This window comes from Gracilibacillus salinarum (assembly GCF_022919575.1).
Taxonomy (GTDB): domain Bacteria; phylum Bacillota; class Bacilli; order Bacillales; family Amphibacillaceae; genus Gracilibacillus; species Gracilibacillus salinarum.
Window position 1 is genome coordinate 3781276 of sequence record NZ_CP095071.1, and the last position, 22740, is coordinate 3804015.

Genomic DNA, 22740 nt, shown 5'->3' on the forward strand with positions numbered 1-22740 from the left:
TCATGAGTAGTCAAATTGCAACGCATAACCGAGTATTATGGCAACCTTCCCAGCATGATACGGATCAGTCCCATCTAAAAGCATTTGCCGAGTTTGTTGATCAGCCGTTATTTCCATATGACAGACTGCACCGTTGGTCGATCACTCATATTGCGGAGTTTTGGTCAGCTGTATGGGATTACGCTGGTATCATTGGAGAAAAGGGCGATCGATATTACACTGCAGCAGCTTCCATGGCGGATGCGGTCTTTTTTCCAGATGCATCGCTTAATTTTGCAGAAAATGTCCTGCGCGCTAATCCTGACAACATAGCAGCCTATCAGGCAGACGAAACAGGTGTGACCCAAGCGATCACATTTCGAGATCTAAGCGAGCAAGTGGCTAAAGCGCAACATGGTTTAAGACAATTAGGTGTGAGAAAGGGCGATCGTGTAGCAGGTGTTACAACGAATAATATTGACGGCCTTGTAGCGTTATTGGCAACTGCTTCCCTTGGAGGAATCTGGACGTCTTGCTCACCGGATTTTGGTGCAAAAGGGATTATCGATCGAATTGGGCAAGTGCAGCCGAAAGTATTGATTGCTCACCTTCACTATCAATATAAAGGAAAACCATTTGATATTTCTGCTAAAGTCGAGGATATAGCAGCACAGATGGATAGTATACAGCATGTAGTGACTACGACAGATATTACGGATGGTGCGATAAGCTGGGAATCACTATTAGATAATCAAGCTGTTAAGCCAGAATTCGAACAAGTAAACTTCAGTGACCCTCTTTATATTTTGTACACGTCAGGTACAACCGGTTTGCCGAAAGCGATTGTCCATTCAGTTGGTGGTACATTGTTGCAACATGTCAAGGAACACCAGCTACATGGCGATTTAAAAGAAACAGATACACTGTTCTGGTACACCAACACTGCCTGGATGATGTATCCATGGCTCGTAACAGGGTTAGCAAGTGGTGCATCGTTACTGTTATATGATGGAGCACCAATGTTACCGGATCGCCCAGCACATCTATGGGATATCGCAGAGGAGATTCAGTTAACCCATTTCGGCACTAGCCCAAAATATTTAGAGTCTTTAGCAAAAGCGGGCGTAAGGTTAAAAGATGACTATACGTTATCCTCTCTAAAGTCGATACTATCTTGCGGAGCTCCCTTAGTTAGTGAGCAGTATGACTGGGTATATGACACCATTAAAGAAGATCTCATGCTTCAATCGATTTCCGGCGGTACCGAGATTATTGGCTGCTTTGTGATGGGTTCTCCCATTCATCCGGTGGTTCGTGGCGAGATTAGCTGCAAAGCATTGGGCATGGCTGTGGATGTATTGGATGAACGCGGCATTTCTGTCTTCGGCAAAAAAGGCGATTTAGTTTGTACGGAGCCTTTTCCGAGCATGCCTCTTACGTTCTATGGAGAGGGCGGCGATGAACGCTATCGTAATAATTATTTTTCAGATCGACCAGGCGTCTGGACACATGGTGATTTTGCTGAACAGACAATCGATCAATCGCTAGTAATCTATGGCAGAGCAGACACAGTTTTGAATCCAGGAGGCATCCGGATTGGTACCGCTGAGATTTACAGTGTGGTGGATCATATTGATGAAATACAAGATTCCGTCGTTTTTGGCTTGCCTTGTGACAATGATGAGGAAATTGTGTTATGCGTGGTGACGGAACACTTAACGAAAGAGTTGGCACAAACTATTCGTCAGGAAATCCGGCAGAAGGCATCGCCGCGTCATGTACCACGACGAATTTATCAAGTTTCAGACATTCCTCATACGATTAACGGTAAAAAAGTAGAAGGAGCTGCGAAGACGACAGCTATTGGTGCAGAGGTGAAAAACCAAGCATCGATTCGTAATCCAGCATGTTTAGCCGAATTCAGCGACATCAAGAAAAAGGAGTGTTACTGATGGTAAAACGTCCAAGAGGAGCGATAATCGGTATTGGTGAGCTCCAACCAGAGCGCTATTCAGAAGGGAAAACAACATTGAGTTTAATAGCAGAATCGGTCCAGCTTGCCTTGCAAGACGCCGCTATTACTAAAGATGAAATAGATGGTTTGCTGGTTGGTCCGCAGGTAGGGGAAACACCACAGCACGTACCTGCTACGGTGTCAGAATATTTAGGCATTTCGCCAGCTATGTCTAATACAGTAGATCTCGGTGGAGCTACCGGGGCTGGTATGATATGGCGTGCAGCAGCTGCAATCGAAGCTGGTATGTGCGAAACAGTTGTCTGTGTATTAGCAAATAAAAATGAAAGAGATAGTGCCCCACGTTCACCTAATCGTAATCCTATACGTGAATTTGATGTACCTTTTGGTGCTTCAGGGGCTAACACGTCATATGCACTGCTGAAAAGGCAGCATATGGAGCAATATGGTTCACAGCAGGAGGACTTTGCCCGGATTGCCTATTGGTCGAGAAAAAATGCTTTAAAAAATCCTAAGGCCATCTTTTATAACAAACCAGTAGAGTTAGAGGATATTTCACATTCTCCGATCATTTCTGATCCTCTGCATCTGTTGGAAATTGTGATGCCATGTGCCGGGGGAGCAGCAGTGATTGTGACCTCAGAAGAGAAGGCAAAAAAAGCTGCCAAACAACCAGTGTTTTTGAGAGGAGCAGGCGAAAAAATCACCCATCGTGCTGTCAGTCAAGCACCTGCTCTGGATCAGTTACCTTTTCAATATTCGATTCCTCAAAGTTTACGGCAGGCCAATATTTCAGCGGAAGAACTTGATTTGTTCTCCTTGTATGATTGTTATACCAGTGTTGTTGCGGTGCAGCTGGAAAGTATCGGATTATGTGAGCAAGGCAAGTTTGGTGATTTCATCCGCAAGCATAGCTTCAGCCATGATGGGGATTATCCGTTGAATACACATGGCGGTCAACTGGGCTTTGGTCAAGCTGATTTAGCAGGTGGTATGTCTCATGTGATTGAGGCTGTTGTACAGTTACGAGGTGAAGCCGGCGAACGGCAAATTCCTAACGCCAAGCATGCACTGGTGACAGGCAATGGTGCGACTTTAAGTGAAACAACCTCATTAGTGTTAGGAGGAGAGCTGTCATGAATATTTCATTTCCGGAACCGACAATTACACCGATCACGAAACCATTTTGGGATAGCATGGAGCAGAAGAAATTTAACCTGCAGCGATGTGAGGATTGCAAGCATTGGATTTTTTACCCGCGAGCACATTGTCCTCATTGCTTCGGCAATCGCCTTACATGGCAGGAAGCGACAGGAAAAGGCCGCTTGAAAACATGGAGCATCGTGCATCGCGCTAGTCATCCTGCATGGCAATCTCTTACTCCATATGCTGTAGGAATTGTTGAGTTAGAAGAAGGTCCTTCCATGCTGACGCATTTATTGATCAGAGCAGAGGAGCTTCACTATCAATTACCAGTTGAAATCAGCTATCATGTCCTGAATGAGCGACAATTACCGTTTTTCAAAAAGAGAGGAGGAGCGTGAATCATGATTTATACGTATCTTGCATTAATTGCTGTCTTCTGGATTATCGGACTTTCGATTTGGTTCAAGTTTTATCGCGGCGCAAACCGTCCGTAATATCCCCACTTTAAAATTGAGGGATTACTAAGAAGCAAAGTAGGGATAAACGGACGATAACTTCCTGATAAGTTTCGCTAGCAATCAGTGGGGAAAAAAACCTCCCTACTGATTGAAGTCTCACTTTATAAAAATAACTAAGGGTGGTAGAAAAGATGTTAGCAGAATCAAGTTTACTTCTTTGGACAGTCATAATTTTATTAGTAGCATATTTCGGTGTCGTGACCTGGATTGGTAAAAAAGGGAGCGCCTTTAGTAAATCAATGAATGGATTTGCAACAGCACGAGGTAAGGTAAGTCCATGGTTAGTAGGAGCAAGCTTTGCAGCTTCTTATTCCAGTGCTAATTTGTTTATTGGTGTGCCGGGACTTGCTTATCAATATGGTACATCTGTTCTTTGGTATACGTTAGGCTGTTTCGGGGTATCTTGGGTTGGTTTGTTGATATTTGCTAAGACATTCTGGCGCTATGGTAAGAAGTTCGGTCGCGTATCTACAGTACCTGAATGGTTAGGACGTCGCTATAATTCTAAAGCCTTGCAAGTGATTGTTTCTGTACTTATTTTGTTTAATGTTTATTATATTGTAGGACAAAATGTAGGGCTGGCGACAATATTTGAAACAGTAATTGGTATCCCTTATTTCTGGGGAATTATTATTGGGGTAACGATTACGATTCTGTATATTGGACTAGGCGGTGCCTATGCCCAAATGATTACAGATGGAATTCAAGGCTTGCTGATGGCAATTACTTCGATTCTTATATTCATTTCTTTCTTTTGGACCATTGGCGGTGGTATTAATGTATTTGGGGAGCTGACTTCCAAGCTTGCAGCAGCTGATCCTAATCTGACAACCTTCGTTGGAGTTGAAGGTCCATATAACAGTGTATTAGCGATTATGGCTGTGCAATTTCTTTTATTCAGCTTCATCCTGATGCCCCATTTACTGAATAAAATATTGTCGATTGAAACAGAAGAGGAATTGGCGCCATTTACGTTATCAACCGGTCTTGTATTATTTGTGATTTCCACCTTGATGGTACTCGGTGGATTAGCTGCACGTGTCCTGTTTCCAGCACTTTCGAGTCCGGATGCCGCCATTCCAATGTATGTGATTGATTCATTTCCGACAATTATCGCTGCAATCATGATCGTCGGCATTATTTCAGCAATTTTATCTAGTACCGACAGTCTTTATTTAGGGGTAACAACCAGTATTGGTAATGATTTTTACCGTGTACTGGCACCTATTTTCAAAAAGGATATCGGACAAGCTCAACTGGAATCACAATCAGTGAAAGTAGCAAAGGGCTCATTGATAGTTGTCGGCTTATTGTCTCTCTATATATCGCTGGACAGACCAGATTCGTTATCAATTTTAATTCAATTTAGCTTTTCTGCTATCTTATCAGGTATATTAGCACCAATCGCACTCGGTTACTTTTGGAAGAAAGCGACGAACTATGGTGCAATAGGAGCTGTCATCACAGGTGCAGGGCTTTATGTCGTTTTCACACAATTAAATGTGATCGAAAATATTTATCTAGCAATGTTCTTCGCTTCCTTAGCATCATTCGTAGTGATGGGTGCGATCGGTTTCTTGACTGCTGATGAAAAACATGAAGAGCTTGTGTTAAAGAAAACAGTATAGAAAAACGTGAAAAACTTAGAGACGGCATTCTCTAAGTTTTTCTGTATACTCACTCAAGAAAGCATATGGGTGAAGTCACAGCAGTACTCATATGGAACATGAAGTTGAGTTCCTATAATATGGATTATGTAAACTAAGGATGGTCATTTTGATATAGATCATCTGCTTAGCAAAGCTCCGGAAATAGGCTCCGCGTCCTGTGGGAACGGCTTCAGCTAGGCTACTACTTGAATAGCAACTGTGCTGCCTTGTGCCGAGGAAGCTTACTACGAAGCGTTACTTGCAGACACAGGCACAAATAAGTGGATCTTCAGCTCGTGCTGATTCCACGGGAGTCTCCGCCTATTTCCTACGCTTTAGGGAAGTGCTACAACGTATATAAAAGTGAAAAGCAGCGGTGCTAGGCATTATCCATATTAAAGATGAGGTATAGACACTAAAGGATACCGATCAAAATACTAGCTGTATTATTAATTGTAGAGCAAAGCCATAGCGTAGGCCAACCACGTAGACTCCCGCGGGATTATGCAGGCGCTGGAGATCCACTTTGTGAAGTGCCCTTCACAAAGTTAGCTTCAGCCGTGCCCCGCAGGACGCGAAGTGGTTGGACGGAGAGGTATCCCAGCATATTAAATATCCCAATATGGATGCTTGGCTAGTAAAGATTAGTTGACATAATCCATATTATAGGTAGTTGTATATTATTTATGTAAATTAGAACCGTGCGGGTATGGAAGTGATGGGTACGTTTAGAAAAGTCTTTAACTATAGAATCATTCTGTAGTAAAATGATAGTAAGTCTAAATATTTTACAAGGATGTGTGTAAGCGATGTCAAAACAGTCGACGGTTACATTAACAATGGCAAAAGCATTTGATGTACAAGCAGAAAATGTGTATGAGGCATGGATCAATCCATCATTAATGAAAAAATGGCTTTTTACATTGGAGATGACCAATAAAGTAGCGAAGAGTGAGGCGAAAATCGGTGGTGAATGGGAGATTGTGGACCATCGTGATGGGAAAGATTACCGAGCAATTGGCGAGTATCGAGTCTTGGATGCACCAAATAAAATCGTTAAAACGTTTAAGATGCCACAGTTCAGTGATACGGAAGATGTAATTACTGTTACGATTGAATCCACAAAAAATGGCAGTCACATGACTTTCATTCAAAAAATCATCGTCCCTCATGAGGAGAATTGGTCAGATGAAGATATCGAAAGGGCCGGCAAAGAATATCATGACAGTACTAAAGCAGGATGGGAAATGATGTTTGCCGGCTTGAAACAATTAGTAGAAACAGGAAAGATTCAATATCCCAACATGTAATTAACCTTAAAGGAAGACTTCAATCCGAGCATTGAAGTCTTTCTTATAAGTCAAGAAAGCATAAAAGTGCAGTTACAGCTGTAATCATATTGAAAATGATGCTAAGTTCCTGAAATATGGATTATGTTAACTGACTGCTTCGTGGTTATTTTAAAATGATACATTTGGTGGGATACCACTCCAGCCAACAACTCCGCGTCTGACGGGGCATATTTCCCTAGGTTTATCAAAATGACCATTGTGCCATACAGCCATAGTTAACATAATCCAAATTACAGGCAGCTGAATAAGGTAAACAGCACCGAGCGGATTTTGATCGGCATTTCTTAAAAATAAATTAACGTATGAAGTTCTTTAAAATCTGTTTTCCTTTCTCAGTCAAATAGACATTTTTAGCATTTTGTATTTTTTTTGCTATATCTAGTGACATTGGCTTGGTCGTCTTTTTTCTCTCCAAAAAAAACGCCTCCTTTTTAGTAATGTATGTAGGAAACGAAGTAGCGAAAGAGTCAACTATACCTAGTCAATCGTGTAATTTTTGCCTAGACTACCTGAATAGAATAAATGGTGTGGCATGTGATTTACAATGAGTAAATTATATGGTTTAATGTGAGTGAGTAATCACTCATTTATGAACTAAGAAAGTGTAAGTTTCAGCGATGAAGCAGACCGACGTGGAGAAATATTTACATGTACAAAGTTAAAGAAAAAGCTATGGCAGATCCATGTCGAGTTTTTCTAATAAATAAGGAGGTCGTATTCATGCAACAATTTGTAACGATGAATGATGTTTCGCTTTCCTTTGGTAAAGAGAAAGTACTCCAAAATATTGATATGTCGGTACAAGAAGGGGAAATATTCGGATTGTTAGGCCCTTCCGGAGCAGGGAAAACAACACTGGTTAAAATTATCGCAGGTATTTTGGAAGCGGATAACGGTAAAGTATTTGTCCAAAATAAGCAAGTTCCATCATTGAAATTATTGCGTTCCATTGGTTATATGGCTCAAGCCGATGCCTTATATCATGAACTTTCTGCCAGAGAAAATCTTGATTTCTTTGCCACGTTATATGGTATGAGAAAGAAAAAGCGAAAAAAAGCCATTTCGCATGTGGCAGAGATAGTCAATTTAACTAAGCATTTAGATAAAGAAGTTCGCCATTTCTCAGGTGGTATGAAGCGAAGACTTTCACTAGCAGCAGCATTAATGCATACACCAAAATTGCTGATTTTGGATGAGCCGACGGTAGGAATTGATCCATTACTGCGTCAGACGATCTGGGAGGAGTTCTACAAACTGAAAGAACAAGGTGTCACGATTATTGTCACAACTCATGTCATGGATGAAGCAGAAAAATGTGATCGCTTGGCTTTGTTGCGGAACAGTTCTGTTATTGCGTGTGATACACCCGAAGAAATAAAATCAGCACAAAATGTATCCACAATAGAAGAGGCGTTTTTAGCATATGGGGGTGAAGCATAATGAACGTAATAGCAATTGCCAAACGAATTTTTCAGCAGTTTATTCGTGACAAACGTTCTTTAGCATTACTTCTTTTAGCACCGATATTAGTGCTTACTCTCATCTGGCTTGTACTCGACAGTGAAGATTATCAACCGAGCATTGTGACACAAGAATTGCCAGAACAAATGGAAGAAGCGTTAGATGAAGCATTTGATAAAGAGATCGATCATCTAACGAAAGAAGAAACTGAAGAAGCTTTTAAAGATGGTGAGTATGATGCATTCGTCTCGATGGAGGATGGCCAATTAGCCATATTATTGGAAGGCAGTGACCCTACTGCGAACTCCACGACATTAAAAACGTTGCAGGATGCATTGCAAAGCCTGGATCCAGATAATAACAGACAAATGAGTGTCGATTATTTTTATGGTTCTGATGAGTTAAATCTATTTGATCAGGTTGGTTCTGTGTTAATCGGATTTTTCATCTTTTTCTTTGTTTTTATTATAGGTGGTATCTCCTTCCTAAGGGAAAGAACACAAGGGACACTGGAGAAATTATTGTCTACACCAGTGAAAAGATGGGAGATTGTGATTGGTTATTTACTCGGTTTCGGGCTGTTTACTATTATTCAGTCGTTTATTATTGTCAGCTATGCAGTTTATCTATTAGATATTTGGATGGCGGGTGACTTCTGGCAGTTGATTATTGTTACGATTCTGCTTGCTATAACTGCTTTAAGCTTGGCTACTTTATTGTCTGCATTTGCCAACAATGAGTTTCAAATCATGCAATTTATTCCGATTGTTATCGTTCCGCAGATTTTCTTCTCAGGTATTTTTCAAATCGAAACATTACCTGAATGGCTGCAGGTTGTCAGTAAATTCATGCCATTAACGTATGGCGCAGATGCGATGAAAGCCATAATGATCAAAGGATGGAACATTTGGGATATCTGGTCCGATATCGCTGTTATCGTAGGATTTGCATTCGTGTTTGTGATACTGAATATCGTTGCATTACGTAAGCATCGTAAGTTATAAAGGTAGAGAGGTGATTAATGTTGGAACCGCAAGATCGAGATCTCTTAGTTGATGTATTAGAGATGAATGAAGAGAAACTAACTCTTAAACAGGCAAAAATTGTGCAAGCAGCTATCGAAGTTTTTTCTGAAAAAGGTTTTGCGGGCACTTCAACGAGTGAAATAGCGAAACGTGCAGGGGTTGCAGAAGGGACCATTTTCCGTCATTACAAAACGAAAAAGGATTTATTAATTTCGATTGTCCTCCCGGTGATATCTAAGCTGGCATTACCGTTTTTAGCAGATCAATTTGTGAAGGAAGTTTTTGAAGATGAATACGAGGAGATCGATGAGTTTTTTCGGGAATTAATCTATAATCGTTTTTATTTTGTAAAGAAGAATGTGCCTTTGATGAAAATTGTATTGCAGGAGATGTTCTATCATTCTGAAATAAAAGAGAATCTTAGTGAAATTCTCGCTGATAAACTGATGCCAGCATTCTCACAAGCAATCCAACGTTTTCTGAATGAAGACCAAAAGGAAAAGGTTCCCATGGAAACAATCCTTCGACTCTCCATCAGTTCGGTCGTAGGCTATCTGATTACCCGTTTTATGATCGCACCAGATCATGCCTGGGATGATGACCAGGAAATCGAATATACGATTCAATTTATCAGGAGCGGTCTGAAAGGATTAGCTTGATAAAAAAAGGAGCCATTTGCAGAGAATGGTTCCTTTTTTATGAGGTGGGGAAGTGTATGATTGCAGCAATGCAGAAGCACGACTTAGTGAAAAATGAAAAAAAGGATCCAAAAGTAGGGAGCAATCAGCAGAGATTTGTATCGTTTAGCGAGAAAGTAACCAAAAGTAGGGAGCAATCAGCAGAGATTTGTATCATTTAGCGAGAAAGGAACCAAATGTGGTGAGCAGTCAACAGAGATTTGTATCGTTTAGCGAGAAAGGGACCAAAAATAGGGAGCAATCAGCAGAGATTTGTATCGTTTAGCGAGAAAGTAACCAAAAGTAGGGAGCAATCAGCAGAGATTTGTATCGTTTAGCGAGAAAGTAACCAAAAGTAGGGAGCAATCAGCAGAGATTTGTATCGTTTAGCGAGAAAGGGACCAAAAGTGGGGAACAGTCAACAGAGATTTGTATTGTTTAGTGAGAAAGGAACCAAAAGTGGTGAGCAATCAGCAGAGATTTGTATCGTTTAATGAGAAAGGAACCAAAAGTAGGAAGCACTCACCAAAGATTTGTACCGTTAAAAAAGAAAGAAGACATATGATGGTGGTTCTCGGCTGGTTTTGTCTCCTTGAAGAGTCTGTACTATTGCCAGAGCAGATGCATAGTCTCCCGCGGGGCGAAAGGTGACTGGAAAAACCGCTATGTGAAACTATACATAATCCATCTTATAGCTAGTTGTATATTATATGTGGTAAAAACAGGTCCGGCGGATGCCCGGTTTTCCTTATGCTTTCATAGGGTGCATAGAATGCCAGCAAGCAACAAAGATTATAAAAAGTGATATCTATGTTATGCTCAGAGTAAGGATTAAGACAGATTGCTTGCTGAAAGGAGATCCTATGACAGTTCAACAAAATGAAGGCTGGAAGCTCGATAACAGTTACCAACGCTTACCTGGAATCTTCTATGCGAGAGTACAGCCAACTTCAGTAAAGGCACCTGAAATAGTAAAACTGAACAAATCTTTAGCGAAAGAGATCGGTTTGGATTCAGAAGAAATCAAAAATGCCGCAGATCTATTTGGAGGAAACAGAGTTCCGGCTGGCAGTATACCGATAGCTCAAGCCTATGCCGGACATCAATTTGCCAACTTTACCATGCTTGGCGATGGAAGGGCTGTTTTATTGGGAGAACAGATTACTCCAGAAGGAGATCGTGTAGACATCCAATTAAAAGGTTCCGGCAAAACTCCTTACTCTCGAGGGGGAGATGGCCGTGCAGTATTAGCACCGATGTTGCGTGAGTATTTAATTAGTGAGGCGATGCACGGACTCAAGATACCGACAAACCGCAGCTTGGCAGTGGTGACTACAGGTGAAAACGTACAACGAGAAATAGAGTTCCCAGGAGCTGTTCTAACAAGAGTAGCAGACAGTCATTTGCGCGTAGGTACGTTCCAATATGCAAGGAATTGGGGCAGCGAAGAAGACTTGCAGGCATTAGCAGACTATGCAATAGACCGTCATTATCCAGAAATAAAGGAAGCAGACAATCGTTACCTTGCACTCTTAGAAGAAGTCGTGAAGAAACAAGCTGCCTTAGTTGCAAAATGGCAGCTAGTCGGTTTTATTCATGGCGTGATGAATACAGATAATGTAACGATTAGCGGGCAGACCATTGATTACGGTCCTTGCGCCTTTATGGATCAGTATGATAGAAGTACAGTTTTTAGTTCAATTGATGTGCAGGGACGCTATGCTTATGGCAATCAACCCGACATCACTGGCTGGAATTTAGCACGATTTGCTGAATCATTATTAATTCTCATTGATAAAGACGAAGAAGCCGCCCTGGAAATGGCTAAGGATGTCATGCACAGCTATATAGACATATATGAAGAACACTGGCTTAGCGGTATGCGTCAGAAACTAGGGTTATCAGAATCACAGGCTACTGATAAAGATTTGATCGCAAGACTGCTGGATTTAATGGAGCAGCATCAGGCCGATTATACAAATACCTTTCGTTCATTGACTTTAGATACGTATGATGAAAGGGAAAAGCTGTTTCAATCGAATGCATTTAAGCAATGGTATCAGCAATGGCAGGAAAGATTAGAAGCAGAACAGGCTACTAAGGATAAAGTTCAACAATTGATGAAAGCAAATAACCCATCGATTATTCCTCGTAATTATCTGGTAGAGAATGCTTTAGATAGTGCTGCTAACGGTGACTTTCAACTTTTCGATGAGTTATTACAGGTATTTGTCGATCCATATGCTTATTCCAAAGAGCAAGAGCCATACGCAGAGTTACCACCAGAACCAGATCAACCGTTTCAAACCTTTTGTGGTACATGATGGAGTAAAACAGCTTACTCAGAATAAAAGCCGGACACACTGCGAAGTGAACCATAACAGTTCCAGTAGTGCCCGGCTTTTTTTTGTATTGCAAAATTTATGAGATGCTTGAAATGTAAGTGGTACTATGAAAGCTCGCTAAAAATCCTATTGATTAATTCATTTGTTTCTGAAATAATATTAAGTGAACGAAAAATAAACAAAAGCATTTAGTGAAAAGAGGGAGATTAGATTGCAATCCATTACTTTACATAATCCTATTTTTTGGTCAGATGTCCCCGATGTTGACGTAATCAGAGTTGGTGGCGCTTTCTATATGGTGAGTACCAGTATGCATTCCATGCCGGGCTGTCCAATAATGAAATCGGTTAACTTGCGAGATTGGGAGACAGTAACCTACGTTTATAATACATTGGAGGATAACCCAGCACACCGATTGCAAGATGAGAAAGGAATTTACGGACAAGGTCAGTGGGCGACAAGTCTTCGTTTTCATAATGATATATACTATCTTTGTTTTTCAAGTAATGATATGCAGCAATTTTATATTTATCAATCGAAGGATATTGAAAATGGTCCGTGGTCTCGTTCTGTTATAAATGGTATTTACCACGATCCAGCTCTGTTGTTTGATAATGACAACGCATACGTCATCTATGGATGTGGAGATGTACGGATTACGGAATTAAATGATGATTTGTCTGGCGTCAAGCCGAATGGCTTCGATCAGCTATTATTAAAAACACCGACAAATAATATAGGTTTGCGATGTGAAGGCTGTCATGCCTATAAAATTAATGGAGAATACTATTTACTTTTTATTGAATGGCCAACAGACGGTAATCAAAGAAGAAGACAGGTTTGCTACCGGTCAAAGGAACTGTTGGGTGAATATAAGCGTAAGATAATTTTGGATGATGATATGGGATATCATAATAAAGGGATTGCGCAAGGAGCAATTTTTGATACGCCACATGGTGATTGGTATTCGATGCTGTTTCAAGATCATGACGCAGTAGGCAGAATACCATATGTTCTACCGGTTCACTGGGAGGATGGTTGGCCAATGATCGGAGAGAACGGCAAAGCCCAAGAGAAAGTCCAGGTCTCACTGCCCGATGACCAAGCAAAGCCACTAGTGATTAGCGATGACTTTAATTATCAGGAAAATAAACTAGCATTAAACTGGCAGTGGAATCACAACCCAAATAATTCTTTATGGTCTGTCACTGAGAAAAAAGGTGTACTGCGATTAAAAACGGCTCAACTTACAGATAATGTCTTGAACGCACAAAATACGTTAACTCAGCGGACAGAAGGGCCAAAATGCAGTGGAGCTATCCGTCTGAATACATCGAATATGAAGATTGGCGATCATGCCGGACTCATAGCACTGCAAAGTACCTTTGGAACGGTGGGAATTTACCGGGAAACAGACGATAAGTTTTATATTAAGACAACGGTCAATGATGGGAGTGGGCAAGAAAAAGAAACGATGTCTTTATGCTATCCAGTTAGCGATCTTTACTTGAAGATTGTCTTTGATTATGAGGATAGTCGTGATTTAGCAACTTTTTATTACTCAGGTAATGGGGTTGATTGGCGTGCTGTTGGAGAGAAGCTTTCAATGAAATATACACTAGACCACTTTATGGGCTATCGGATTGGGCTATTCTATTATGCGACAGAAGAAGCAGGTGGCTCCATAGATGTTGATTTCTTTCAATATGAAAAAGGCAGCCATGTGCATTAGGGAAAACAAAAACGAAAGCTTATCTAAAGCTTTCGTTTTTGCTGTACTTATGAATTTTGTTCTTGTTTTTTTATTTTGAGGAATTTATTTGTTTCGGCAACGACGATACCTGAGAGTGCCAGCAATCCGATTAAGTTCGGGAAGGCCATTAGACCATTCATGACATCGGAGAAATTAAACACAACGTCTAGGGAAACGACTGCGCCTACAAATACGAATGCGATAAAAATATAGCGATATATTTTTACCCCTTTTTTCCCTAATAAATAATCGACTGATTTCTCACCATAATAGGACCAGCCAAGAATTGTAGAAAAGGTGAAAAATAATATACCGAACGTAACAATATAAGATCCGGCATCTCCAAGAAATTGTGAGAATGCTGCACTGGTTAATGCAGAGCCATCAAGACCACCGTCCCACTGACCAGCCATGACAATTGTAATCCCTGTAATTGAACAGACGATGATGGTATCAAAGAATACCTGTGTCATCGAAACGAGAGCCTGTCTCGCCGGGTAATCTGTCCGAGCCGCTGCAGCAGCTATTGGTGCAGAACCTAAACCAGCCTCATTGGAGAAGACGCCTCGGGCAACCCCATAGCGGATCGCTGTACCAAGTAACCCACCAGCAATTGCATTTCCAGTGAATGCATCTGTTACAATCGTTCCAATTGCATCCGGAACTAGATCAATGTTCAAAATAATTAGAATTAGTCCGCCTAGAATATAAAATGCTCCCATTACTGGTACGAAGAATGCGGTAACTCGTCCAATACTTTTAATCCCGCCAATAATGACCAGGCCAGCCAGCACAGTGAAAATTATTCCTGTCAAAAATGGTGAAATAGAAAAGGTTTCCTCTAACGAAGCAGCAGCTGTATTGGACTGCACCATATTACCAATACCAAATGCTGCAAGAGAAGCGAAAATGGCAAAAAGCACGCCAAGGAATTTTCCTAATTTCTTATTTTTTAAACCTCGTTCAAGGTAATACATCGGTCCACCAGACATTTCGCCATGTTCATTCTCGATACGAAAACGTACCGCTAGTAAAGCCTCAGCATACTTGGTCGCCATCCCTACTAATGCCGTAATCCACATCCAAAGAACAGCACCTGGTCCACCTGCTACTACAGCTGTTGCAACACCAGCAATATTCCCGGTACCAATTGTTGCTGCCATTGCCGTTGTTAACGCTTCATAATGACTGATATCCCCTTTGGAGGAACTGTCCTGATTTTTACTAAACGATAATTTTAAGGCATAAGGTAACATTTTGAACTGTAAAAATACTAATCGTATGGTTAAATATAAACCGGTGCCGACTAATAGAATTAATAAAGGTGGTCCCCAAACCCAACCACCAATCATGCCTAAGAAGTCTGCGCCACTTTCGTTAAAACTTGATAACCAATCCAATTGACATCCCTCCCAATAATATAGAAAAAGCTTAATACTAAAATTATTCCAATTATTGTGAGAGAATGTCAATAGATATCAGAAAATTTGTAAAAACAACTAGAAAATTTCAATTAATAGTATTTCGATGCTAAATAAAAAATTAAAACAAGGAGGCCCCCGAAACCGAGTATATAAGCCAAAAAGATAGGATTAAACAATACAGGGTGCTTGGCTGTTCCCTTTGAATCTGTATCATATTCACTTTTACGAGCATTGACGACTTTACCAACTTTGACTGTGTATAGAAGTGCAATGATGGCCAGGATAATGCCAATAATAACTAGTGTAACTACCACGAGCAATCAACCGCCTTTTTTGCTTATTTTGAGGAAGTTGGCTTGTAATTATACATTTGACATTTTGTTTTTATAAAATCTGTGTTATAGTTATCTTTAGTAGTAGGTACTAATACCATATGTTAACATTTGCAGGAGGCTGTTATGGAAGATTTATTAAAATTAAAAGGCAAAAACATTGTTGTCATGGGTGTAGCAAATGAAAGAAGTCTTGCCTGGGGAGTTGCCAAATCTCTTTACCAAGCAGGTGCGAACTTAATTTTTACCTATCGAAAAGAACGTTCATTAACCAAATTAACAAGACTATTAGAGAAAACAGACGTAGAGTCAAAATTAGAGATGCCATGTGATGTTAACGACGATGTCAGCATTAAAGAAGCATTCGAAAAAATCGGCAGTGAAGTCGGTGTTATTCATGGTATCGTGCATTCGATTGCTTTTGCACATGGAGATGATTTGAAAGGTCGTTTTATGGAAACTTCTCGAGACGGCTATGCATTCGCGCAGGACACAAGTGCTTATTCCTTAATTGCAGTTGCCCGCGAAGCAAAACCATTCATGACAGAAGGCGGATCCATTATTGCGATGAGTTACCTAGGTGCAGAACGAGCTGTTCCTGGCTACAATGTAATGGGTGTTGCAAAAGCAGCGTTAGAATCCACGGTGAAATATTTGGCACTTGATTTAGGCGAAGATGATATTCGTGTCAATGCTGTATCAGCAGGTGCGGTTCGCACATTAGCAGCAAAAGGAATTCCATCTTTCAATGAAATTCTTCATAAGATCGAAGAAGAATCACCACTTAAACGAAATGTGACCCAAGCAGAAGTAGGCGACATGTCATTAGCCATGTTAAGCCACCTATCCAGGGTGTAACCGGAGAAATCGTCTATGTCGATTCAGGATATAATATTTTAGGCTAAAGATTAGAGACGTAACGTCTCTAATCTTTTTTTTATAAGCAAAGAAAGTATATAAGTACAGTCGTAGCAGTAATCATGCTGAATAGGAAGATAGGTTCCTATAATATGGATTATGTCAACTAGCTGCTTAGTGGTGATTTTGAAAGGATTCATGTGCTGGGATACCGCTCCGTCCAACCACTTCGCGTCCTGCGGGGCACGGCTGAAGCTAACTTTGTAAAGAAGATCACTTTACAAAGTGGATCTTCAGCGCCTGCCTGTCCCGCGGGAGTCCACGTGGTTGGCCTACGCTAGGATGGGGCTCTACAAATTTTGGAATTGCTAGCATATTGAATGCACCATAAATATCAGCTTTTGAATAACATAATTCCTAGAACCACTGCTTTTAGCTGTTACATAAGTTGTACCACTTCCCTAAAGCGTAGGAAATAGGCGGAGACTCCCGTGGAATCAGCGCGAGCTGAAGATCCACTTGGTAAAGAAAAGAATTTTCTTTACCAAGTTAGCTGAAGCCGTGCCCACAGGACGCGGAGCCTATTTCCGGAGCTTTGCAACGCAGATAAAATATTTCAAAATGACTGTTTTGCCATATAGCCTTAGTTGACATAATCCATATTATAGGTAGTGTATTATAAGTATGAACTTAAATAATCATAGGTGTCTGATCAAGAATATGCTATACTTTAAACCGAATAATTTAATTTGGTGAGGTAATATGAAAAAAATACGAATTCTGATCATTTTAGTAACTATAGCAGCAGCCGTTTATTTAGCAAGCATATCGTTGTTTGCAGAAGAAGAGCCCTTATTAATCAATAAGGCCGTTCATGCTGAGCAGACAATGAAAGAAGAAATAATGTTGCCGGATAAGGTACTCGAACGCTTTATTTATCTGGATCAACTATCGATAGATGCGAGCTCCGTAATCCTGTTAAATGCAGAAACAGGACACATAATATTTGAGAAAAACAGTCATATGTCATTGCCTACAGCCAGTATGTCAAAAATGATGACAGAGTTGCTTGTATTAGAAGCAATTGATGAGCAACAGATTAATTGGAATACACCTATTAAGATAAGTGAGTATGCTTCTTATATTTCCGGTCAGCCTGGTTTTGCATCTGTTCACTTGCAAGAAGGACAAGTGTATACGGTTAAGCAGTTATTCGATGCCATGGCCATTCATTCTGCCAATGGAGCAGCAATTGCATTAGCAGAAGCGGTATCCGGAAGTGAACAGAGTTTTGTAAAGGAAATGAACACACGTGCGGAACAGCTTGATCTGTCAGATACTTCATTCGTTAACAGTACAGGATTGTCCAACACAGATTTAGATGCCTATTTTTCTGTTGGTACTGCCAATGATACGAACAGAATGTCTGCAGCAGATGTAGCAATGCTGGCACAATATTTAATTACAACTTATCCCGATATTTTACAAGTAGTCAACCAGTCTGAATTGCTGTTTGAAAATCAAGTCTTCACGAATACCAATTGGCTTTTACCGGAGACAACCGATCCAGTGACAGATTACCAGGGTGTGGATGGATTAAAAACAGGCTATACAGAAGAAGCAGGTTATTGTTTTACCGGTACCGTTGAACAGCAAGGGGTACGCTTGATCTCTGTCGTCATGGGGACTTCATCGATAGAATCTCGCTTCATCGAAACGGAGAAATTATATCAGCAGGCATTTGCTCAGTATTTACCACGGCGCTAACCGTCCGTAATACCCCGCTGATTGAAGTCTCACTTTACCGTAAATGAGACAACTACACAGGCGCAGACAAAGTGGATCTTCAGCTCGCGCTGAGGCATAAATGGTCGCAACGCTAGATAACATAACCTTCATGTTCAGCATAATACTTTGCTTACAAGAAAGTATAAATTTTGGGCTATATGATGTTCGCTGACAGAAACGCCCACGTCCGGCTCCAGCGCCCAGAGACTAGGCGACTTCGTGAAATCGCCCTACGATAAGTCATCATCGATTCGCAAGCTCACCGTGATTCCTTTATCTCAGTTGATTCGCTCCACTCGCTACGTCTCTAAACGGGCGCTTGCGCCTTTGTTCCCTAGTAATAAGGATAATAATATGGATATGGCGGGTAGATGAATGGATACAGCAATAAACCAGAAAGCAAGCCGAACGGAAAGCGTTGTCTGCGATAGCGGCGGTATCTTCTTCTGCCAGGACCACCATAATATCCGCCAAATTGTCTATCTGTTTCCTCAAGCTCAACTTCTTCCGGAATTAACATCGTAACAGCTACGTCATCGATTTGGTCGATGATTCCCTCAAATGATGAACCGTCCTGCAATTGCCCCGTCACATAAAAATTCATATATTGTTGGCACATTGATTTCATTTGCTGTTGAGAATCCATCGACTGATTGGATTGATACATGTCATTCACTCTCCTTTACGATCCATGATATTCACCCAGATGCAAGATGTTACTGAAAAATAATTTAACTAACTAAATTATTATAGTACCTTGCAATATATAATAGTGAGTGATATAGTAAGCATATTACAGTACTGAATAATATATAGTAGTAAAAAGAGATGGAGTTGATGCAAGCATGAATATCCAATTTAAAAAAGGGGCGCTGGAGCTATGCGTGCTGGTATTGTTAAATAAACAAGATCATTATGGATATGAGCTTGTCCAAAGAATTTCTGATCAGATTGCAATATCTGAAGGTTCTGTGTATCCATTACTTAGACGCTTAAAGAAAGAAGGCTATCTCACCACTTATTTACAAGAATCCACCGAAGGACCATCGCGTAAATATTATCAGCTTACAGATATGGGACGTATCCATATGCACAGTTTAATGAAAGAGTGGCACCATTTTGCAGCAGGTGTTCAATCGATATTGAAGGAGGGCGGTCAAGATGAATAAAGAACAATTTCTACATGCGTTACAGCAATCATTATCTAAATTATCTGAAGAAGAAAGAAACGATATTTTGCATGATTTTAAGGAGCATTTTGACGTAGGTACATCAGAAGGAAAAACAGAAGAGGAAATAGCACAATCCCTTGGTTCACCTGGTCAGATTGCAAAAGAATTGATGGCCACTTACTATTTGGAGAAAGTAAATAGTTCTTCATCTACATCAAATATATTTAAAGCAGTCTGGGCTGTTATCGGATTAGGTTTTTTTAATATTGTCATTGTGTTAGGGCCGTTTATCGGTTTGGTAGCAGTATTGGTATCAGGCTGGGCTTCTGGTGGAGCTTTTGCTATCTCCCCGGTTCTGTATCTATTGAATATTTTAATTGAGCCAGCGTCTTTCAGTTTGTTTTCTCTATTCTTTACGATTGGACTTACAGGATTAGGTATATTGTTATTAGTCGGGATGTTCTATGCGACACGATTTATTACCAAATTGTTTGTGCGGTATTTACATTACAATGTCAATTTAGTTAAAGGTGGAATGAAAGGATGATAAAGATGAAAAGAATTGTTCTTATTGCACTAATATTATGTATTACAGGAGTGATTGGCAGTGCAGCTACCTATAAATTTGCTGCGGCTGGTTCATCCGTGACACAAACGGAGCAAGTGCAGGGTAAAGATATCTCCAATATCGAAATAGATGCAGATAATGAAACAATCGAAATCATGCCAACAAGCGATACCGCAATCACTGTAGAGCTGACTGGCAAGACTGATAAAAATAATGAAAAGCAGCTCGTTGTAGAAGAAAATAATCAGACTCTTTTTGTGAAAATAAAGTCGGATCGATTTCGTTTTCTTTCATTTGACTTTTTTGACTGGGATCGAACATTGACCGTTCACCTGCCTGAAAAACAATATGACCGCTTAATGGCGGATGTTGACAATGGATATATGGAAGCAGCAGGTCTTCACATCGACGAGATAGATGTTGAGACAAATAATGGTAAGGTTGACTTACAGGAGATGACTGCTCAATCTATTCAAGCAGAATCAGATAATGGTAAAATCTTTATGAAAAACGTGACAGCAGATGAGGTGGCTGTGGGCACGGACAATGGCAGAATTGAACTGATAGAGGTTGAAGGAACATTACAAGGAAATACTAGCAATGGTGCTATTTCACTAAAAACTAGTGATATTGACCGGGCAATTGATTTTACTACCAATAATGGCAGCATCAAAATAGAAACAGAGAAAGAGCCAACCAACGTTGTATTTGAAACGCGAACGGATAACGGACGTGTATCGATCTTCGAAGACGCTGATTATGATATGATGGTAGGCGAAGGTGAAAATGAAATTAAGTTAACAACGAACAACGGAAGTATTACAGTAACGAAATAAATGAGGGTAAAGCAATGCGAAAAAAAGGCTGGATTATTTACAATGGTAACTTATATACAACAAAATTCTCAGAGCAGGTAGAATGGCTAAAACGAACAGCGACAGCATATGATTTTGATATGGAGGCAATACCAAACAATCAATTACTGGTAACTGTGGAGAACGGGAAGTCCAAGCTGCTCACTGAAAAACCATTACCTGATTTTGTCTTCTTCTGGGATAAGGACCTTGTTTTGGCACGTCAGCTGGAGCAATTAGGCGTGCGGCTGTTTAACCCAGCTCGGGCGATCGAAATAAGCGATGATAAGGCATTGACCACTGCTGCATTAGCCGATCACGGAATTCCGATGCCCAAGACGATTATGGCACCAAAAGTTTTCCTGCAACTAGAAGATGATCAGTACTTACAGCAGGTGATCGACAGCCTGGGATTTCCGATGATTCTGAAAGAATGCTTCGGTTCCTTTGGCGAGCAGGTCTATTTTGTAGAGGATGAATCATCATTACGGAAGAAAGCAAAGGAACTCGCGAACAAGCCGTTTCTGTTTCAGGAATATCTGCAGTCAAGCTATGGACGGGATATCCGTCTGCATGTTGTCGGAGATAAAGTAGTCGCATCGATGCTCCGAAAAGCAGAGAATGACTTTCGTGCCAATGTAACCGCCGGAGGTAAGATGTATCCGTATGAGCCGACCTCTGTTGAAAAGGAGCTTGCTGTGACGTGCAGTCAGCTGATAGGAGCAGATTTTACGGGCGTTGATATTTTATTTGGCGAGCAAGAAGAACCGGTCATTTGTGAAATTAACTCGAATGCACATTTTAAGAATATTTTCGATTGTACCGGGATAGATATTACATTGGATATGATGGCATATATAAAGGAGCAAATCGGATGATCGGCTGGCTGATTTACCGTCAAAAAGATGCTGAAAAAAATCATCAGTTTATCCAGTGGCTGCAAATAGAAGCAGCTGCCATTGATATGGAATTGACACTTGTACTATATGAAGAGCTGACATATGGAGTGGAGGCTGGACAATTAGTTGTTCGCTGGAAAGAAAAGAACTTACCTGACTTCGTGGTTATGCGTGCGATCGATCTGCTATTATCTCAGCAGTTGGAATGGCTCAATATTCCAGTCTTCAATAATTCCCGGGTGGCGGCTATTGCAAATGATAAGGCCAGGACGCATCAGTTATTTGCACGGCATGGCATTCCAATGATGGATACTCACTTTATAGCTGGACCACACGATGTCAGCTATCCCTTGATTGTAAAGGATGTAACAGGTCGCGGTGGTGAGCAAGTAAGGAAGATTGAGAACAAACAAGACATGCCAGATTTGACAGATGGCAATTATATTCTTCAACAAATGGCTGTGCCAGGTAAGGATGTACGCGTGTTTGTAATGGGAAATACGGTCATTGGCAGTGTTTTAAGAACGTCGTCATCTGATTTTCGTGCAAACTATTCGTTAGGCGGTAATGCGACAATATATGAATTAAGTACTGACGAACAAACTCTTGTGAATCGAATTATAGACGTAATACAAGCTGATTTTATCGGTATTGATTTTGTGTTTGGTGATGACGGCACATTTTATTTAAATGAAATAGAGGACATTGTCGGAAGTCGTACACTAACAAGTCTGACCGATATTAATATCGCACAATTGTATATGACACATATAAAAAAACAACTCTTGGCAAAAGGTTAAACACAGGTGCTCTCTCTTTTGTACGGGGGTTGTTTTTTTGCTATAATTTACTATAAGGGAATGTTCAAAAAGTCATTAAATGATAAACGGTGAATCTGTTTCGTTAGTCGATACTTTAATACTCGAAATTATGACGTCTGACCTTCTTACTTCTAATTTGGTAAC

At 40.6% G+C, this 22740-nt stretch carries 20 protein-coding genes and 1 pseudogene; 18 read left to right on the forward strand and 3 right to left on the reverse strand.

The window, feature by feature from the left end; all coding sequences use genetic code 11:
* Positions 1-2: 2 nt before the first annotated feature.
* The 11 genes from MUN87_RS17750 (at position 3) to MUN87_RS17800 (ending at position 13859) form a co-directional block, all read left to right on the forward strand.
* Complete coding sequence (locus MUN87_RS17750; RefSeq protein WP_244742336.1) at positions 3-1931, forward strand: acetoacetate--CoA ligase; 1929 nt, start codon at positions 3-5, stop codon at positions 1929-1931.
* Entirely contained in the window at positions 1931-3094 is a 1164-nt protein-coding gene (locus MUN87_RS17755) for a thiolase family protein (protein ID WP_244742337.1), read from the forward strand. Before MUN87_RS17750 ends, MUN87_RS17755 begins: the two co-directional genes overlap by 1 nt.
* Positions 3091-3498: a Zn-ribbon domain-containing OB-fold protein gene (locus tag MUN87_RS17760; RefSeq protein ID WP_244742339.1), complete on the forward strand. Its 408-nt coding sequence runs from the start codon at positions 3091-3093 to the stop codon at positions 3496-3498. The genes MUN87_RS17755 and MUN87_RS17760 overlap by 4 nt, the downstream gene beginning before the upstream one ends.
* Before the next feature lie 251 nt (positions 3499-3749).
* Positions 3750-5246 (forward strand): sodium:solute symporter family protein, encoded by a 1497-nt coding sequence (locus MUN87_RS17765; protein ID WP_244742340.1) that lies wholly within the window; start codon positions 3750-3752, stop codon positions 5244-5246.
* 830 nt (positions 5247-6076) lie between these two features.
* Complete coding sequence (locus MUN87_RS17770) at positions 6077-6577, forward strand: SRPBCC family protein (protein WP_244742342.1); 501 nt, start codon at positions 6077-6079, stop codon at positions 6575-6577.
* Between the two features lie 762 nt (positions 6578-7339).
* Entirely contained in the window at positions 7340-8059 is a 720-nt protein-coding gene (locus MUN87_RS17775) for an ABC transporter ATP-binding protein (RefSeq protein ID WP_244742343.1), read from the forward strand.
* Entirely contained in the window at positions 8059-9084 is a 1026-nt protein-coding gene (locus MUN87_RS17780) for an ABC transporter permease (RefSeq protein ID WP_244742346.1), read from the forward strand. Before MUN87_RS17775 ends, MUN87_RS17780 begins: the two co-directional genes overlap by 1 nt.
* A 17-nt stretch (positions 9085-9101) precedes the next feature.
* On the forward strand, positions 9102-9764 hold the full coding sequence (locus tag MUN87_RS17785) for a TetR/AcrR family transcriptional regulator (protein WP_244742348.1): 663 nt from the start codon (positions 9102-9104) through the stop codon (positions 9762-9764).
* 56 nt (positions 9765-9820) lie between these two features.
* On the forward strand, positions 9821-9964 hold the full coding sequence (locus MUN87_RS17790) for a hypothetical protein (protein WP_244742351.1): 144 nt from the start codon (positions 9821-9823) through the stop codon (positions 9962-9964).
* Between the two features lie 681 nt (positions 9965-10645).
* On the forward strand, positions 10646-12106 hold the full coding sequence (locus MUN87_RS17795) for a protein adenylyltransferase SelO (protein ID WP_244742352.1): 1461 nt from the start codon (positions 10646-10648) through the stop codon (positions 12104-12106).
* Positions 12107-12338: 232 nt separating this feature from the next.
* Positions 12339-13859, forward strand: coding sequence for a glycoside hydrolase family 43 protein (locus MUN87_RS17800; protein WP_244742355.1), 1521 nt, complete (start codon positions 12339-12341; stop codon positions 13857-13859).
* Positions 13860-13906: 47 nt separating this feature from the next.
* Here MUN87_RS17800 and MUN87_RS17805 read toward each other — a convergent pair whose 3' ends face one another.
* Positions 13907-15232, reverse strand: a complete 1326-nt coding sequence (locus tag MUN87_RS17805; RefSeq protein WP_244748004.1) for an alanine/glycine:cation symporter family protein — start codon at positions 15230-15232, stop codon at positions 13907-13909.
* Between the two features lie 161 nt (positions 15233-15393).
* Positions 15394-15618, reverse strand: coding sequence for a hypothetical protein (locus MUN87_RS17810; RefSeq protein ID WP_244742357.1), 225 nt, complete (start codon positions 15616-15618; stop codon positions 15394-15396).
* 144 nt (positions 15619-15762) lie between these two features.
* Here MUN87_RS17810 and fabI point away from each other — a divergent pair.
* Positions 15763-16541 (forward strand): annotated as a pseudogene (gene fabI, locus MUN87_RS17815) (enoyl-ACP reductase FabI).
* A 715-nt stretch (positions 16542-17256) separates the two neighbouring features.
* Positions 17257-18261: a D-alanyl-D-alanine carboxypeptidase family protein gene (locus tag MUN87_RS17820; RefSeq protein WP_244742360.1), complete on the forward strand. Its 1005-nt coding sequence runs from the start codon at positions 17257-17259 to the stop codon at positions 18259-18261.
* A gap of 355 nt (positions 18262-18616) precedes the next feature.
* On the opposite strand, the gene MUN87_RS17825 is transcribed toward MUN87_RS17820, so the two are convergent.
* Positions 18617-18949, reverse strand: coding sequence for a hypothetical protein (locus tag MUN87_RS17825; protein WP_244742363.1), 333 nt, complete (start codon positions 18947-18949; stop codon positions 18617-18619).
* Positions 18950-19127: 178 nt separating this feature from the next.
* On the opposite strand from MUN87_RS17825, the gene MUN87_RS17830 reads away from it, so the two are divergent.
* Genes MUN87_RS17830 through MUN87_RS17850 form a run of 5 tightly spaced genes read left to right on the forward strand, consistent with a single transcriptional unit; the run spans position 19128 to position 22575 of the window.
* The gene (locus MUN87_RS17830; protein WP_244742364.1) at positions 19128-19451 is read left to right on the forward strand and encodes a PadR family transcriptional regulator; all 324 of its coding nucleotides are present in this window, start codon (positions 19128-19130) and stop codon (positions 19449-19451) included.
* On the forward strand, positions 19444-20001 hold the full coding sequence (locus MUN87_RS17835; protein WP_244742367.1) for a DUF1700 domain-containing protein: 558 nt from the start codon (positions 19444-19446) through the stop codon (positions 19999-20001). Before MUN87_RS17830 ends, MUN87_RS17835 begins: the two co-directional genes overlap by 8 nt.
* Positions 19998-20858 (forward strand): DUF4097 family beta strand repeat-containing protein, encoded by an 861-nt coding sequence (locus MUN87_RS17840; protein ID WP_244742370.1) that lies wholly within the window; start codon positions 19998-20000, stop codon positions 20856-20858. Before MUN87_RS17835 ends, MUN87_RS17840 begins: the two co-directional genes overlap by 4 nt.
* A gap of 14 nt (positions 20859-20872) precedes the next feature.
* The gene (locus tag MUN87_RS17845; protein ID WP_244742372.1) at positions 20873-21754 is read left to right on the forward strand and encodes an ATP-grasp domain-containing protein; all 882 of its coding nucleotides are present in this window, start codon (positions 20873-20875) and stop codon (positions 21752-21754) included.
* Complete coding sequence (locus MUN87_RS17850) at positions 21751-22575, forward strand: ATP-grasp domain-containing protein (protein WP_244742375.1); 825 nt, start codon at positions 21751-21753, stop codon at positions 22573-22575. The genes MUN87_RS17845 and MUN87_RS17850 overlap by 4 nt, the downstream gene beginning before the upstream one ends.
* Positions 22576-22740: the final 165 nt, after the last annotated feature.

Excerpts from the sequence above, each read along its gene's own strand:
- MUN87_RS17750 (WP_244742336.1), top strand. The coding sequence starts at position 3 with ATGAGTAGTCAAATTGCAACGCATAACCGAGTATTATGGCAACCTTCC.
- MUN87_RS17755 (WP_244742337.1), top strand. The coding sequence starts at position 1,931 with ATGGTAAAACGTCCAAGAGGAGCGATAATCGGTATTGGTGAGCTCCAA.
- MUN87_RS17760 (WP_244742339.1), top strand. The coding sequence starts at position 3,091 with ATGAATATTTCATTTCCGGAACCGACAATTACACCGATCACGAAACCA.
- MUN87_RS17765 (WP_244742340.1), top strand. The coding sequence starts at position 3,750 with ATGTTAGCAGAATCAAGTTTACTTCTTTGGACAGTCATAATTTTATTA.
- MUN87_RS17770 (WP_244742342.1), top strand. The coding sequence starts at position 6,077 with ATGTCAAAACAGTCGACGGTTACATTAACAATGGCAAAAGCATTTGAT.
- MUN87_RS17775 (WP_244742343.1), top strand. The coding sequence starts at position 7,340 with ATGCAACAATTTGTAACGATGAATGATGTTTCGCTTTCCTTTGGTAAA.
- MUN87_RS17780 (WP_244742346.1), top strand. The coding sequence starts at position 8,059 with ATGAACGTAATAGCAATTGCCAAACGAATTTTTCAGCAGTTTATTCGT.
- MUN87_RS17785 (WP_244742348.1), top strand. The coding sequence starts at position 9,102 with ATGTTGGAACCGCAAGATCGAGATCTCTTAGTTGATGTATTAGAGATG.
- MUN87_RS17790 (WP_244742351.1), top strand. The coding sequence starts at position 9,821 with ATGATTGCAGCAATGCAGAAGCACGACTTAGTGAAAAATGAAAAAAAG.
- MUN87_RS17795 (WP_244742352.1), top strand. The coding sequence starts at position 10,646 with ATGACAGTTCAACAAAATGAAGGCTGGAAGCTCGATAACAGTTACCAA.
- MUN87_RS17805 (WP_244748004.1), bottom strand. The coding sequence starts at position 15,232 with ATGATTGGTGGTTGGGTTTGGGGACCACCTTTATTAATTCTATTAGTC.
- MUN87_RS17820 (WP_244742360.1), top strand. The coding sequence starts at position 17,257 with ATGAAAAAAATACGAATTCTGATCATTTTAGTAACTATAGCAGCAGCC.
- MUN87_RS17825 (WP_244742363.1), bottom strand. The coding sequence starts at position 18,949 with ATGTATCAATCCAATCAGTCGATGGATTCTCAACAGCAAATGAAATCA.
- MUN87_RS17830 (WP_244742364.1), top strand. The coding sequence starts at position 19,128 with ATGAATATCCAATTTAAAAAAGGGGCGCTGGAGCTATGCGTGCTGGTA.
- MUN87_RS17835 (WP_244742367.1), top strand. The coding sequence starts at position 19,444 with ATGAATAAAGAACAATTTCTACATGCGTTACAGCAATCATTATCTAAA.
- MUN87_RS17840 (WP_244742370.1), top strand. The coding sequence starts at position 19,998 with ATGATAAAGATGAAAAGAATTGTTCTTATTGCACTAATATTATGTATT.
- MUN87_RS17845 (WP_244742372.1), top strand. The coding sequence starts at position 20,873 with ATGCGAAAAAAAGGCTGGATTATTTACAATGGTAACTTATATACAACA.
- MUN87_RS17850 (WP_244742375.1), top strand. The coding sequence starts at position 21,751 with ATGATCGGCTGGCTGATTTACCGTCAAAAAGATGCTGAAAAAAATCAT.